The organism is Burkholderia sp. BCC1998 (assembly GCF_905339875.1).
GTDB lineage: Bacteria > Pseudomonadota > Gammaproteobacteria > Burkholderiales > Burkholderiaceae > Burkholderia.
The window spans coordinates 168,279-182,597 of sequence record NZ_CAJPHE010000007.1; the positions used below are offsets into that span (position 1 = coordinate 168,279).

9 protein-coding genes are annotated in these 14,319 nt (G+C 71.9%); 1 reads left to right on the top strand and 8 read right to left on the bottom strand.

What is annotated here, in order from left to right:
• Positions 1–32: 32 nt before the first annotated feature.
• From glgB to U5A56_RS15110, 8 genes are all read right to left on the bottom strand, one after another.
• On the bottom strand, positions 33–2,234 hold the full coding sequence (gene glgB, locus U5A56_RS15075; RefSeq protein WP_321923122.1) for a 1,4-alpha-glucan branching protein GlgB: 2,202 nt from the start codon (positions 2,232–2,234) through the stop codon (positions 33–35).
• Positions 2,231–5,641, bottom strand: a complete 3,411-nt coding sequence (gene treS / locus U5A56_RS15080) for a maltose alpha-D-glucosyltransferase (protein WP_321923298.1) — start codon at positions 5,639–5,641, stop codon at positions 2,231–2,233. The genes glgB and treS overlap by 4 nt, the downstream gene beginning before the upstream one ends.
• Positions 5,641–9,033, bottom strand: a complete 3,393-nt coding sequence (locus U5A56_RS15085; RefSeq protein WP_321923124.1) for a maltotransferase domain-containing protein — start codon at positions 9,031–9,033, stop codon at positions 5,641–5,643. Before U5A56_RS15085 ends, treS begins: the two co-directional genes overlap by 1 nt.
• Positions 9,034–9,218: 185 nt before the next feature.
• Entirely contained in the window at positions 9,219–9,707 is a 489-nt protein-coding gene (locus tag U5A56_RS15090) for a phage protein NinX family protein (protein ID WP_321923126.1), read from the bottom strand.
• Positions 9,708–9,719: 12 nt separating this feature from the next.
• A complete protein-coding gene (locus U5A56_RS15095; protein ID WP_321923128.1) occupies positions 9,720–10,535 on the bottom strand; it encodes an endonuclease/exonuclease/phosphatase family protein in 816 nt (271 codons plus the stop codon).
• A complete protein-coding gene (locus tag U5A56_RS15100) occupies positions 10,526–12,748 on the bottom strand; it encodes a VTT domain-containing protein (RefSeq protein ID WP_321923130.1) in 2,223 nt (740 codons plus the stop codon). Before U5A56_RS15100 ends, U5A56_RS15095 begins: the two co-directional genes overlap by 10 nt.
• Entirely contained in the window at positions 12,745–13,083 is a 339-nt protein-coding gene (locus U5A56_RS15105; protein ID WP_321923131.1) for a hypothetical protein, read from the bottom strand. The genes U5A56_RS15100 and U5A56_RS15105 overlap by 4 nt, the downstream gene beginning before the upstream one ends.
• The gene (locus U5A56_RS15110) at positions 13,080–13,775 is read right to left on the bottom strand and encodes an MgtC/SapB family protein (RefSeq protein ID WP_044843417.1); all 696 of its coding nucleotides are present in this window, start codon (positions 13,773–13,775) and stop codon (positions 13,080–13,082) included. The genes U5A56_RS15105 and U5A56_RS15110 overlap by 4 nt, the downstream gene beginning before the upstream one ends.
• Positions 13,776–13,954: 179 nt before the next feature.
• On the opposite strand from U5A56_RS15110, the gene U5A56_RS15115 reads away from it, so the two are divergent.
• A complete protein-coding gene (locus U5A56_RS15115; RefSeq protein WP_124521841.1) occupies positions 13,955–14,197 on the top strand; it encodes a DUF6566 family protein in 243 nt (80 codons plus the stop codon).
• The last annotated feature ends 122 nt before the right edge of the window (positions 14,198–14,319 follow it).

The following is a 14,319-nucleotide window of genomic DNA, read 5'->3' on the forward strand; positions in this document are numbered from 1 at the left end:
GGGGATCGTCTCCGTGTCGAGGGCGCCGGGTGTCAGGCCGGGCTCAGCCACAGCGTCGCGAGCGGCGGCAGGCGCAAGGTGGCCGACCACGACTCGCCGTGCGCGGGGATCGCCTCCGTCGACACGGTGCCGTCGTTGCCGGCATTCGTGCCGCCGTACACGGCGGCATCGGTGTTCATCAGTTCACGCCACTGCCCGGGCGCGGGCAACCCGACGCGATAGCCGGCACGCGGCACCGGCGTGAAGTTGCAGACCGCGACGACGAGACGCCCGGTGTCGTCGCGGCGCGCGAACGCGAACACGCTGTTGTCGCGATCGTCGCCGATCAGCCACGCGAAGCCGGCCGCATGGCAATCGAGCGCATGCAGCGCCGGTTCGGCCGCGTACGCGCGGTTCAGGTCGCGCACGAGCCGCTGCACGCCGCGATGCGCGGGCGCGTCGAGCAGGTCCCAGTGCGGCGTCGCATCGTGCGCGAACTCGGCCCATTGCGCGAATTCGCTGCCCATGAACAGCAGCTTCTTGCCCGGATGCGCCCACATGAAACCGAAGTACGCGCGCAGCGTTGCGAGCCGCTGCCACGCGTCGCCGGGCATCTTCGCGGCGAGCGAACCCTTGCCGTGCACGACCTCGTCGTGCGACAGCGGCAGCACGAAGCGCTCGGAGAACGCATACACGAGCCCGAACGTCATCCGGTCGTGGTGATAGCGGCGATGGATCGGATCCTCGCGCAGATACGCGAGCGTGTCGTGCATCCAGCCCATGTTCCACTTGAAGTCGAAGCCGAGCCCGCCTTCGCCGGTCGCCGCGGTGACGCCCGGCCACGCGGTCGATTCCTCCGCGAAGGTGACGATGCCCGGCGGCGCGAGCGTACCGTGCAATGTGTCGTTCAGCGTGCGCAGGAACGCGACCGCCTCGAGGTTCTCGCGCCCGCCGTGGATGTTCGGCACCCATTCGCCTTCGCTGCGCGAGTAGTCGCGGTACAGCATCGACGCGACGGCGTCGACGCGGATCCCGTCGACGTGGTAGCGGCGCGCCCACGCGAGCGCCGACGCGACGAGGAACGCGCCGACCTCGGTGCGCCCGAGGTTGAACACGCAGGTGTTCCAGTCGGGATGCATGCCCTCGCGCGGATCGGCGTGCTCGTACAGCGCGCTGCCGTCGAACTGTGCGAGGCCGTGCGGATCGTTCGGGAAATGCGCGGGCACCCAGTCGACGATCACGCCGATGCCGGCCGCGTGCGCGCGGTCGACGAAGCGCGCGAAGCCGTCGACCGGCCCGAAGCGCGCCGACGGCGCGAACTGCGCGAGCGGCTGGTAGCCCCACGAGCCGCCGAACGGGTACTCGGAAATCGGCATGAACTCGACGTGCGTGAAGCCCATGCCGCGCACGTACGGGATCAACCGCTCGGCGAGTTCGTCCCAGGTCGAACTGCGGTCCATTTCCTCGGGCACGCGCTGCCACGATTCCGGATGCACCTCGTAGATCGACCACGGCACCCGAAAGCGACGATCCGGATGCGGCCGCGCGTGGATCCAGCCGTCGTCGTGCCACGCGAACGCGTCGAGTGCCGCCGTGTCGGCGACGACCGATGCAGTGCGCGGCGGCGCTTCGGTCGCGCGCGCGCACGGATCGGCCTTGTGCGGCAGCACGCGGCCGTCGCTCGCGCGCAGCTCGTACTTGTAGTGCTCGCCGGCGCCGAGGTCCGGCACGAACAGTTCCCACACGCCCCACGGGCGCCGCAGCCGCATCGGATGACGGCGGCCGTCCCACGTGTTGAAGTCGCCGACCACCGACACGCGCTGCGCGTTCGGCGCCCATACCGCGAAGCGCACGCCGTCGATGCCGTCGACGCGCGTGGGCGTCGCCCCGAGGCACTCGAGCACGGCGGCCGGGTCGCCGGCCGCGAACCGCGCGAGCGCCGCGTCGTCGAGCAGCGTGCCGAACGCATACGCATCGTCGGTCACCTGCCGCGTATCGGGCCACTCGATCGCGAGCCGGTAGTGGCCGTCGCGTGCGATCGTCCCGGCGAAGCAGCCGGCATCGTCGACGCACGCGAGCGTGCCGAGTTCGTCGCCGTCGGGCGTCACCGCGCGCACGCGCCGCGCGCCGGGCAGCAGCGCGCGCACGACGATCCGCCCGGCATCCCGGTGCGGGCCGAGGCACGCGAACGGGTCCGGATGGCGCCCGGCGAGCAGCGCATCGATATCGTGGCGGTCGAACAGCGTGTCGGTCATCGGGTGCCTCCGTCGTCGGGTTCACCGTGCGTGTCGAGCAGGCGTTCGACGAGCGCGGCGAGCCCGCCGACCGGCACGCCGAGCCAGTCGGGGCGGTTCGCGGCTTCGTAGCACAGCTCGTACGACGCCTTGTCGATCAGGAACAACGCGAGCAGGCGATCGGCATAACGCGGGTCGACGAAGCGTTCGGGCGCCTGCTCGGCGGCCGCGCGATAGCATTCGACGAAGCGGTCGGCGGCGGCCTGCCCGAAGCGGTCGAACAGCGCGCGCTTGCGGCCGGCCGCCTGCGGCGGCGCCTTCTCGATCACGAACTGCGCGGCCGCGCTCACGTACGACAGCGAGCGCAGGAAGCCGGCCACGTCGCGCAGCGGATGCGACTTCGCGCGACGCCGCTCCAGCGGGCGCGCGGGCTCGCCCTCGAAGTCGATCAGCAGCGCATCGCCCTGCACGTCGAGCACCTGGCCGAGATGGAAATCGCCGTGGATCCGCGTGCATTGCGCGTCGAGGGTGCGCGGCACCAGTTCGCCGAGCGCCTGCACGGCCGCATCGCGCGACGCGAGCAGCGTGTCGGCCGCGGCCCGCTCGGCGGGGGCCAGCGTATCGAGCCGCGTGCCCAGCACGTCGAGCGCGTGCGCGAACGACGCGATCGCATCGCTGCGCCAGTGGTCGACGTGTGCCGGGGTCGCGCGCTCCGGCGCGAACGCCGGGTCGTCGGACGGCTGCGCGAGCGCGACGTGCAACTGACCGAGCCGCGTGCCGACGATCCCGGCGAACGCCGCGTAGCCGAGCAGCGCGTCCGGTTCCTCGCCGGACTCCGTCGCGTCGCCTTCGTCGACGGCCGGCAGCGCGAGCTCGTCGACCGCACGTCTCAGGAAGTCGAACGAACGCGTCCACGCGTCGCCCTGGTTGTCGACGTAGCGCTGCAGGATCGCGACCGTATGCGGCGTGCCGTCCGGATCGACGTGCACGACTTCGCCGGCGAGCGTCGCGGTGTTCGCATAGCCGATCCGCGTCAGGTGGCGGCTCATCTCCGCTTCCGGATGGATCCCGTGCGCGACCTTGCGCACCAGCTTCAGCACGATCGCATCGCCGATCACGAGCGAGCTGTTGCTCTGCTCGGCCGCGAGCCAGCGCACTTCGGCGTCGTCGCCGGGATCGAGCGCGGCGAGCGCCTGCTCGGGCAGGAAGTCGAGGCGGCCGCCGTCGGAAGTCGGCACCGTCGCGCCGTCGCGCAGCTTGCGCAGCATCCCGCGCGCGAACGACGGCAGCGCGAACGCGTCGGTCAGGTAACCGACGGTATGGCCGCGCCGCACGCGCGCGAGCGCGAGCTGCGCGAACAGCGGCTGCGACGTCTCGCCGCCCCACGCGGCGGCCAGCGGCACGACGTAGCGTTCGACCCCGCCGTCGCTCGCGGATACCCATGCTTCCGCGTACTGGAACGGCTCGTCCGGCATCGGCGTGACGACGTTCAGCCACGCGTCGCCGATCTTGCGGTCCTTCGACGCGAACCAGCGCCGCCGCGCGAGCCACGACGCGAGCGCATCGTGCGCGAGCGCATGCAGCTGGCCGACGTCCGGCCGCGCGTCGCCGCGCCGCATCACGATCGTCACGTACTCGGGCAGCGGCTGCGCGTGCGGCTGCCGCCACGACGGCTCGCGGCCATGCTCGGACAGCACGAACCACAGGAACCCGTACGGCGGGAAGGTGAGGAGATACGGGAGCTGGCCGACCGGCGGAAACGGCGAATCCGACGTCATCTCGATCGGCACGCGGCCCGCGAATTCGGACAGGTCGAGTTCGACGGCCTGCGACGCGCGCGACAGGTTCGCGACGCACAGCACCGTCTCGTGGCCTTCGAGTTCGCGCAGGTAGGCGAGCACCTTGCGGTTCTCCGGGCGCAGGAAGCGGATCGTACCGCGCCCGAACGACTGCGTCGCGCGGCGCGTCGACAGGATGCGCCGCGTCCAGTTCAGCAGCGAATGCGGGTCGCGCGTCTGGGCTTCCACGTTGATCGCGTCGTAGCCGTACAGCGAGCCCATCACGGGCGGCAGCACCAGCAGTTCCGGGTCCGCGCGCGAGAAGCCGCCGTTGCGATCCGACGACCATTGCATCGGCGTGCGCACGCCGTCGCGGTCGCCCAGGTGGATGTTGTCGCCCATCCCGAGCTCGTCGCCGTAGTAGATCACCGGCGTGCCGGGCATCGACAGCAGCAGCGAGTTGATCAGTTCGATGCGGCGCCGGTCGCGCTCCATCAGCGGCGCGAGGCGGCGCCGGATGCCGAGATTGATCCGCGCGCGCCGGTCGCTCGCATAGGTCTGCCACAGCAGGTCGCGCTCCGAATCGGTGACCATCTCGAGCGTCAGCTCGTCGTGATTGCGCAGGAACACGGCCCACTGGTTGCTCGGCGCGAGCGCCGGCGTCTGCCGCATGATGTCGACGATCGGGAAGCGGTCCTCGCTCGCGATCGACATGTAGATGCGCGGCATCAGCGGAAAGTGGAACGCCATGTGGCATTCGTCCTCGTTGCCGAAGTATTCCTGCACGTCTTCCGGCCACTGGTTCGCCTCCGCGAGCAGCATCCGGTTCGGGTACTCGGCGTCGATCGTCGCGCGGATCCGCTTCAGGATCGCATGCGTCTCGGGCAGGTTCTCGTTGTTGGTGCCTTCGCGCTCGACCAGGTACGGCACCGCGTCGAGCCGCAGCCCGTCGATGCCGAGATCGAGCCAGAAGCGCATCACCTGGATCACCTCGCGCACCACGGCCGGGTTGTCGAAGTTCAGGTCCGGCTGGTGCGAGTAGAAGCGGTGCCAGTAATACTGGCCGGCGATCGGGTCGTGGGTCCAGTTCGACGTTTCGGTATCGAGGAAGATGATCCGCGTGCCCGCGTATTTCGTGTCGGTGTCGGACCAAACGTAGTAGTCGCGATGCATCGAGCCGGGTTTCGCGCGCCGCGCGCGCTGGAACCACGGGTGCTGGTCCGACGTGTGGTTGATCACCAGCTCGGCGATCACGCGGATGCCGCGTGCGTGCGCTTCGCGGATGAAGCGCCGCACGTCGGCGAGCGTGCCGTAGTCGGGATGCACGTCGCGGTAGTCGGCGATGTCGTAGCCGTCGTCGCGGCGTGGCGACGGGTAGAACGGCAGCAGCCAGATGGTGTCGACGCCGAGCTCGGCGATGTAGTCGAGCTTCGCGATCAGGCCGGGGAAGTCGCCGATCCCGTCGTTGTTCGAGTCGTAGAACGACTTCACGTGCACCTGGTAGATGATCGCGTCCTTGTACCACAGCGGATCGTCCGCGCAGAGCGCGGGCGCGCGGCGCCGCGCACGGCGCCGGCGCGGCGTGCCGGCCGGGGCGAGCGACGGGAACTGCGCGCGCCGCACGTCGTCGAGGGAGTCTTCGCGTTTCATCATGCGTGTGCTCCGGAAGGGCCCCGGGCACCGCCCGGGTCGGGCGCCGCCGCTCGCGCGGCGCCGGGAGACGGCGCGAGCCGCCAGATCGCATAGGGCCGCACGTGCGGGTCAAGCGACACGTACTGGCGATGCCCGCGCCAGGTTTCGGCGCGCGCGGCATCCTGTTCGAGCGCGTCGAGCGGTTCGCCGTCGACGAGCCCGAGGCCGCGCCACAGCGACGCATCGAGCATGAAGTTCGTGGCCTGCGGATGCCACGGATCGAGGCTGATCGCGACCGCGACGACGCTGTCGTGCGCGGGCGTCGCCTTCACGAACACGAGCACCTGGTCGTTGTCCGCGTCGGCGAACGTGAGGCCGAGGTGGGTCTGCAGCGCCGGATGCTCGCGCCGCGCGCGGTTCAGCCGCGCGACTTCGCCGCCGATGTGCGCGGCCTTGGCCCAGTCGCGCGCGCGCAGCTCGTATTTCTCCGCGTCCGCGTATTCCTCGCTGTCGGGCAGCGGTGCCGATTCGCCGATCTCGAAGCCCGAGTACAGGCCCCACGAGCCGGCGAGCGTCGCCGCGAGCGCCGCGCGGATCACGAACTGCGAGCGCGGCGCGTTCTGCAGGTGGCGCGGATTGATGTCGGGCGTGTTCACGAAGAAGTTCGGCCGGAAGAACTCGCGCGCGGGGCCGGCGCTCAGCTCGGTCAGGTAGTCGATGAATTCGCGCTTCGTCTCGCGCCACGTGAAGTACGTATACGACTGCGAGAAGCCGATCTTCGCGAGCCGGTACATCATCCCGGGCCGCGTGAACGCCTCCGACAGGAACACGACGTCCGGATGCCTGCCGCGCACGTCCGCGATCATCCACGCCCAGAACGGCAGCGGCTTCGTGTGCGGATTGTCGACGCGGAAGATCCGCACGCCGGCTTCGACCCAGAACAGCACCACGTCGCGCAGCGCGAGCCACAGGTCGGGCAGCGCGTCGGGCGCATAGAAGTCGGGATTCACGATGTCCTGGTAGCGCTTCGGCGGATTTTCCGCATAGCGCAGCGAGCCGTCGGGCCGCCACGCGAACCAGCCCGGATGGGCGGCGAGCCACGGATGGTCGGGCGAGCACTGGATCGCGAAATCCAGCGCGATTTCGAGCCCCTGCGCGCGCGCCGCATCGATCAGCGCGCGGAACGACGCGAGCGTGCCGAGCTGCGGATGCACGGCCGTGTGGCCGCCGTCCGGCGAGCCGATCGCGTACGGGCTGCCGACGTCGTCGGGGCCGGCCTTCAGCGTGTTGTTGCGGCCCTTGCGCGCGGTCGTGCCGATCGGGTGGATCGGCGGGAAATACAGCACGTCGAAGCCCATGTCGCGAATGCGCGGCAGTTGCGCGATCACGTCGTCGAACGTGCCGTGCCGGTGCGGGTCGTTGCTCGCCGAGCGCGGAAACAGCTCGTACCAGCTGGAAAAGCGTGCGGCGCGGCGCTCGACCTCGACCGGGTAGACGGTCTCGTCGTGCGTGACGAACGCTCGGTAGCGCAGCGCCGCGTAGGCGTCGGCGAGCGCGGGTTCGCCGATCAGTGCGAGACGGTGTTCGTGCGACGCGTCGTCGAAGTCGGCCGCCAGCCGTTCCATCTGCCGGACCGCGTGCGGACCGTCCGGCGCGGCGCGCTTCAGCGCGGTCGCGAGCAGCAGCTGCGCCTCGCGCACCTCCAGCGTCACGTCCTGGCCGGCCGCGCGCTTCTTCGCGATGTCGGTGACGAGCGAGGCCCAGTCGTCGCGCCACGCGATCACGCGGAACGCGTGGCGGCCGAGCCGCTCGAGCGCGATGCGCGCGTGCCAGCGGTCGTTCGGTTCCGCGACGAACGGCACTTCGCGCCAGTCGTCTTCGTCGTCCGCGCGCCACTGCAGCGCGGCCGCGAGATGCGCATGGCCGTCGGTGAAGATCGATGCGTGCACAACCAGCGTTTCGCCGATCACGCGCTTGATCGCGAAGCGGCCGCCGTCGACCGCCGGCTCGACGCGTTCGATCGCGATCCGGTCGGCCGCGAGCGCGGCGGACAGCGCGGCGCGCTCGTCCGCGGCGCCGGCGCGCGTGGTCGCGGGCGGCGCGCGCCGCGCGTCGAGCAGCGCGTAGCCGCCGGGTTCGAGCGTGAACGCGGCCAGCGCGACCGGTGCATGCGTGTGCGTGCCCGCCGGTGTCGCGACCTGCGTGAAGCCGCCCGGCACACCGGGCAGGATCGTCGCGGGATCGACCGGCGCGTCGGCATCGAGAGCGGGATTCAGCGCGACCAGCAGTGCCGTGTCGTCGTGCTCGAGCGACGGGCCCGTGCCGCGCAGCAGCGCGGTCGCGGCCGCGCCGGGCGCGCTCAGTTGCGCGATTTCGCCGCGCCCGGCCGCAAGCGGCGTCGCGCGGCGCCACGCATTCGCGTCGGCGATCGCGCCGGACAGGTCGAAGCGCGCGACGTCGAACGCGGCGCGATAGCGCGCGGCGTCCGCATCGCGCACCATCAGCGGCAGCGCGACGCCGCGCTCGAAGCCCATCGGCACGAGCCAGCCGGTGCCGAGCGCGGCCGCGGTCCACAGCGCGCGGTGGTACGCGCGGGCGAGCGTCTCGTCCGGCGCGTCGCGCCAGTCGTCGACGAGACGCGGGCCGTCGAAGGCGTCGGGAAACGCGATCGGCGAGCCGATGCGGCGCAGCAGCCGGTGTTCGTCCGCAAACCACGGCGAGCGCAGATCCCACCAGCGTACCGACGAGAACACCGCGTCGAAGCCGGCTCCCTCGAGTTGCGCGAGCGCGTCGCGCGCATGGCCGGGCACGCCGGCCAGCACCGCGACGTCCGGGCGCGCGCGCCGCAGCGCCGCGCGCCAGCCGGGCCACCACGCGGCCGGCAGGTGATGCGGCGCGTCGATCAGGAAGCCGGCCGCGCCGGCGTCCGCGAACGCGGCGAGATGCGCGCACCACCACGCGGCGAGCGCGTCGTGCGTCGCGTCGTCGCCGACCCTGGCATGGGCGACGTCGAGTTCATGCGCGCCGCAGCGCGGATCGATCAGCGCGTCGTCGTGCGCACGCTCGGCGTACCAGTCCGGATGCTCGGCGCGCAGCGGATTGTCGCGCGCGATGCGGTCGGGCACGACTTCGAGCAGCACGCGCAGCCCGTGGCCGTGCGCGAGCTGGGCGAGCCGCGAGAAGGTTTCGAGCGCGCCGGCGCGCGTCGCGAACGTCGCGGCCGGCCGGTGGAAGTCGGCGACGTGGCGCGGAAAACCCGCGACGCTGGCGGCCCAGAAGCCGCCGATCAGCACGTGATCGAAGCCCATGCCGGCGATGTGCGCGAACGTGTCGGGCCACGCGTCGAGCGGGCCGACGAGGCGCGCGTCGCAGAAGTAGAGGTGGGGAGCGAAGGGCGGGGTGGCGTTCATGGGATGGCGGGTCCGGGCGGCGGCGAACGGTAACGGCCGTGCGCCGCAACCCGCGTGCCTGCAGCGCGGCGCCCGGCGCGGCAACGTGCGGGCGCGATGCCGGGGGCGGCACCCTGTCCTTTTTACATGGACGCGGGAGGGTCACTGCATCGCGCGCATGGCCCATGCCTCGGCGTCCGGCGTCGTCACATGCGCGGAATCGAGCGAATGTCCGAACTGTCGCCGGTGGGCGCATCGTCGTCCGCTTCGGGCAGCGGCGCACCGGGGTCGTAGCGCACCGGCGCACCGCGCTCGATCCGGTGCGGAAACGGCGGCGGGGTGTCGACCTCGTCGCCGAAGCGCGCGCGCACGAACGCGCGCAGCAACGCGGTGCGCGCGTCGGGCGCGCGTGCCGCGCAGGTCGACGGGCCGTCGATGAAGCACGCATCGCATTCGACGCCGTCGCCGCGCCGCGCGATCCGCAGATCGCCGACCCGATCGAGTACCGCCCCCGCGTCGGCCCAGGACGCCGACGGCGCGAAATGCGCGTCGAGGCGCCGCAACGCATCGCACGCGGCGGTCACGATCACCTGCGGCTCGACGGCCGTGAAGTACAGCGTGTTTTCGTCGTCCGCGCACAGTGCGCGCGCGCACCAGTAGTCGAGGGCCGTTCCGTCGAGTTCGTCGGTTCGCATGGGCTTCCTCCGTCAGGTTTCGTCGGCGCGGTGCGCGTCGCGCGCGGGCGGCGTGCCGGACGCGGAGCGCGCACGCATGCGCGCGACGAGCGGGTAATGATCCGACGCGCGCCGGGCCAGCATGCTGCGATGCACGGTCACGTCGACCAGCAACTCGCCCGGATGGATCCAGATCCGGTCGAGCGAGAACACCGGGTACAGCGTCGGGAACGTGCGCGGCGCCGGCGCGCGGCGGAACCGCGTGACCAGCGCCTGCAGCGCGCGGCCGCGCACGAACCATTCGTTGATGTCGCCCATCAGGATCACCGGCATCGCACCGGTGTCGAAAGCGGCAAGCAGCCGCTGCACCTGCGCGCTGCGTTCGTTCGCCGACAGCCCGAGATGGGTCGCGACCACGCGCAGCGTGCCGGCGCCGCAGTCGATGTCCGCATCGAGCGCGCCGCGCGGCTCGCGCGGGTGGAACGACAGGTCGAGCGTGCGCGCGGCGCGGATCGGGCAGCGCGACAGTACCGCGTTGCCGTAGCGGCGCTCCGGCGTGTCGATGGTCGGGCCGGCCACCGCGTGCATGCCGGTCGCGTCGCGCAGGTGCGCGAGCACGTCGGGCGCGCGCGTGCCGCCGAGCGGCACTTCCTGCAGCGCGATCACGTCCGCGTCGAGCTCGTGGATCACCGCCGCGATTCGATCGGCCGCGCGCGCGGGCCACGCACCGTAGCCGCCGCGGATGTTGTACGTCGCGATGCGCAGGTCGCGTCCGCCCGGCGCGGCGGCGGGCGCGCCGTCCGACGTGACGATGTCCGGCGGCGGGGCCGGCTGCCGGCTCAGCGCCATCGTCGCAGCACCCTGACGAGCAGCACCGACACGCCGACCAGCGCGACACCGATCGCCGCGAGCCACGCGAATGCGCCAGGGCCCGGATGGCGGAACGCGGCGGTCAGCTGGTGCGCGAACGTGACCGTCAGCAAGATGCCCGGCAGCATCCCGATCGCGGTGCCGACCAGGAAGTCGCGCAGGCCGATGTGCGAGGCGCCGGCGACCAGGTTCACGATCGTAAACGGCGCGATCGGCAACAGCCGCAGCACGGCCATCGCGACCACGCCGCGCCGGCCGATGTGTTCGCTGAGCCGGTTCGCCCGCGCGCCGGCGAATCGGCGCACCGCGTCGCGCCCGAGCCAGCGGCCGATCCCGTAGGTCGCGGCGGCGGCCGTCAGCGAGCCGACGGCCGCGTAAGCGAAGCCCGGCCACGCGCCGAACACGAGCCCCGTCGCGGCGATCAGCAGCGTGATCGGCACCGACAGCGTCGCCGCGACCACGTAGCCGGCCAGCAGCAGGGCGGGCGCGCCCGGCAGTGCCGCGGCGCGGGCCGCCGCCTGCGCGAGCGCCGCGACGTTCAGCGCCTTGCCGAGCGGCGAGAAGCGCCACGCGAACGCGAGCGCGGCGACCAGCAGCACGGCCGCGCCGAGCGCGAGGAAGCGCGCGGTCAGCGGGCGATGCTGCTCGCGCGGCAGGAATTCGCGGACGAACCGGTCCGGCTCGATCGGCTGCTCGGGGTCGAGCCGCGCGCTGACCGGCACCAACGCGTCGAGCTGCGGCGTCACGACCGGGTCGAGCACGCGCAGCGTGCGGCCCGGTTTCGCGCGCAGCCGGTCGAGCGCGGCGTTCGGCCGGTCGCCTTGCGCGAACGCAGCGGCGACCGTGGCCGGCGGCGTGCCGAGATGTTCGGCCAGCAGGCGCTCGCGCAGGCCGGCGATCGCGGCGCGGATGCGCGGCTCGCCCGCCGCGACGAGCGCGATGCAGCATTCGGTGTCGAGCACCATCGACCGGTTGTTCAGGTTCGCGCTGCCGATCACGATGCATTCGTCGTCGACGATCTGGATCTTGCTGTGCACGTTTACGCATGCGTCGCCGAGGCCGTCGACATGCGGGTACAGCAGCCGGTAGCGGCCGAAGCGGTCGGCGGACTTGAGCGTCTCGTGCAGCCGCGCGCGCAGCACGCCCATCGTCGCTTCCTGCAGCCAGCCGCTCTGCACGCGGGGTGCCACGACCGTCACGTCCGGCCCGTGCGGGTCGGCCAGTCGCGCGGACAACGTTTCGCGCACCACGGCCGCGGTGAAATACTGGTTCTCGATGTACAGGTGGCGCCGCGCGGCGCGAATCGTGTCCTCGACGAGCGCGCGCACCTGTCGCACCGGCTCGCGGTCGCGGTGGCGCGGCGCCGTGTACGCGATGCCGAGCCGCACGTGGCTCACGTCGACGCGCGCGCCGGGCGGCCACGGATCGACGTCTTCGTCGCGCTCGAGATGGCGCTGCGCGCGGATCGCGATCGGACGCCCGCATGCATTGCGCCAGCGCGTGCGCGCCTGCTCGCCGATCGCGGCGGCCGCGTCGCCGTCGAACATCGCCTGCACGTCGTGAAACGGGCCGTACGGCATGCCGCGGGCGTCACGGCGGCGCGGATCGTCGGCCGCGTGCGCAGGCGTATCCCAGCGCTCGCGCGTCAGGTCGAGCCCGCCGACGAACGCGAGCCGGTCGTCGATCACGACGAGTTTCTGGTGATGCGACGCGCCGCGCGGATGGGTGTCGTCGAGCCGGAACCGGATGCCGCGATGCGCGCGCCACGCGGCGCGATAGACCGGCGGCCAGTCGCGCTCCAGCGCGTAGATCATCGCGAAGTCCCACGCGAGCACGTAGATGCGCAGGTTGTGGCGCGCGGCCGCGAGCGCGTGCAGGAACGCGCCGAGCGTGTCGGGCAGCCCGTCGCCGGCGGCGTCGGCCGGCGCGAGGCGCATCCGGCTGTCGACGTCCCAGCCGACGATGAACACCGTATGGCGCGCCCGCCGCAGCGCGGCGCGCAGCGTCGCGAAATACGCGGCGCCGTCCACCAGCATCGCGAAGCGGTCCGCGCTGCGGATCGTGTCGCAGTTGCGTCCGCATTCGAGCAGGCCGTGTCGCACCGGTTCGTCCGTGCGCGAGGGGGCGGCCGCCGCCTCGTCGGGGCCCGCCGTCGCGACGGCGGCGCGCGGCTTGCGGTCCGGCGCGATCATCGGGTGTCGACGTCCCGGCCGCCGTCGATGCGTTGCAGCAGCGCGTCGCAACGTGCGCGCAGCGCCTGCAGTTCCGGCGAACCGGCGTCGAGCCGGACGCGTTCGCCGTGCTCGGGTTCGCCGTACGCGGCCGCGATGTCGTAGATGCGTTGCGCGATCGTCGCGGACGCGTTCGCGATCCGGATCCGGTCGAGCCAGCCGCATTCGGCGTGATGGCACGCGAGCCACGCGTGCAGCGCGCCGACCACCTGGCTGGTCGTGAGCCAGGCGCCGCCGCGCATGCGCGCGGCCAGCTGGCTCGACACGAGATAGGAAAGCAGGTCGGTCTGGGTCACGCGAAACTCCTTGACGAGGTGTCGGGACTGCAGGTCCGCACGCCGGCGATGCCTTGCAGGGATTCGCAGATCGCCGCAAATTCCGCGCCGCTCGTGCGCGAGAACGATATCGAGATGTCGTCGGTGTCCGGATCGTCGTCGGACTGCTGGACGATGAACCGCTTCACGCGCACGCGGCCCGCGCCGAGCGTGTCGTGCAGGACGCCGAGCGTCAGGCCGCCGCGCTCGACGACGAGCCGCAGCGTGCGCTGCTGCCGCTGCGCGATGAAGCGGCGCTCGAGCGGCTTCACGCCCGCCAGGATCGCGAGCACGATCGCCGTCGCGCCGATCGACGCGACGTACATGCCGCCGCCGGCGGCCAGGCCGACGCCGGCCACCGCCCACAGGCTCGCGGCCGTCGTCAGCCCGCGCACGACTTCGCCGCGCAGCAGGATCGAGCCGGCGCCGAGAAAGCCGATGCCCGAGACCACCTGGGCCGCGACCCGCGACGGATCGAGCACGACGCCGTATTGCCCGCGCACGTCCTCGAAGCCGAAGGTGGAGACGAGCATCACGAGGGCCGAGCCGACGCACACCAGCATGTGCGTGCGCAAGCCGGCGGCCCAGTTCAGCCGTTCGCGTTCGAGCCCGATCACGCTGCCGAGCAGCGCGGCGAGCAGCAGGCGTCCGACGAGTTCGATATGGCCGATCATCGCGGCCTCCTTTGTTGTCTGGCGGACCGGAGCGGTTCGATACCGGACAGGAATGCAAGACACGTGCCGGGGCGGCCGATAGCGGGCACGGCGCGTGCGCGCGGGGCCGACGGCGCGCGCGGCGGCCATGCGGCGCGCATTTTTTGCATCGCCATCGCAGATAAGTACAGGAGGCCAGGATGCAACATCAACAGGACGCACAGGTTCGCGACCCGTATCGCGGCCACGAGATTCGCGTATGGGCGCGGCGCAACGCACGCGGCGCGTGGGACGACGAGGTGCAGGTCTATGTCGACGGTGCCCGCATCGAGCTGATCGTGCCGGAGCCGGCCGGCTCCGAATGGTCGACGCAGGAGGAGGCGCTGCGCGCGGGCGTCGAGCGCGGGCGTTATCTGATCGACAAGCGGGTCGATGACGATTGATTCGGGGCGAATCGAATCGATTCGACTGATCCGATCCGATTCGATCAACAGGGCGCGTGTGCGCGGTTCGGCTGTTTCGTGACTGCATGCCGACGCCGCGCGCGCCGGGCGACGCGTCCTAA

Coding starts and splice junctions, on each gene's coding strand:
- glgB (WP_321923122.1), bottom strand. CDS start 2,234: ATGACCGACACGCTGTTCGACCGCCACGATATCGATGCGCTGCTCGCC.
- treS (WP_321923298.1), bottom strand. CDS start 5,641: ATGAAACGCGAAGACTCCCTCGACGACGTGCGGCGCGCGCAGTTCCCG.
- U5A56_RS15085 (WP_321923124.1), bottom strand. CDS start 9,033: ATGAACGCCACCCCGCCCTTCGCTCCCCACCTCTACTTCTGCGACGCG.
- U5A56_RS15090 (WP_321923126.1), bottom strand. CDS start 9,707: ATGCGAACCGACGAACTCGACGGAACGGCCCTCGACTACTGGTGCGCG.
- U5A56_RS15095 (WP_321923128.1), bottom strand. CDS start 10,535: ATGGCGCTGAGCCGGCAGCCGGCCCCGCCGCCGGACATCGTCACGTCG.
- U5A56_RS15100 (WP_321923130.1), bottom strand. CDS start 12,748: ATGATCGCGCCGGACCGCAAGCCGCGCGCCGCCGTCGCGACGGCGGGC.
- U5A56_RS15110 (WP_044843417.1), bottom strand. CDS start 13,775: ATGATCGGCCATATCGAACTCGTCGGACGCCTGCTGCTCGCCGCGCTG.
- U5A56_RS15115 (WP_124521841.1), top strand. CDS start 13,955: ATGCAACATCAACAGGACGCACAGGTTCGCGACCCGTATCGCGGCCAC.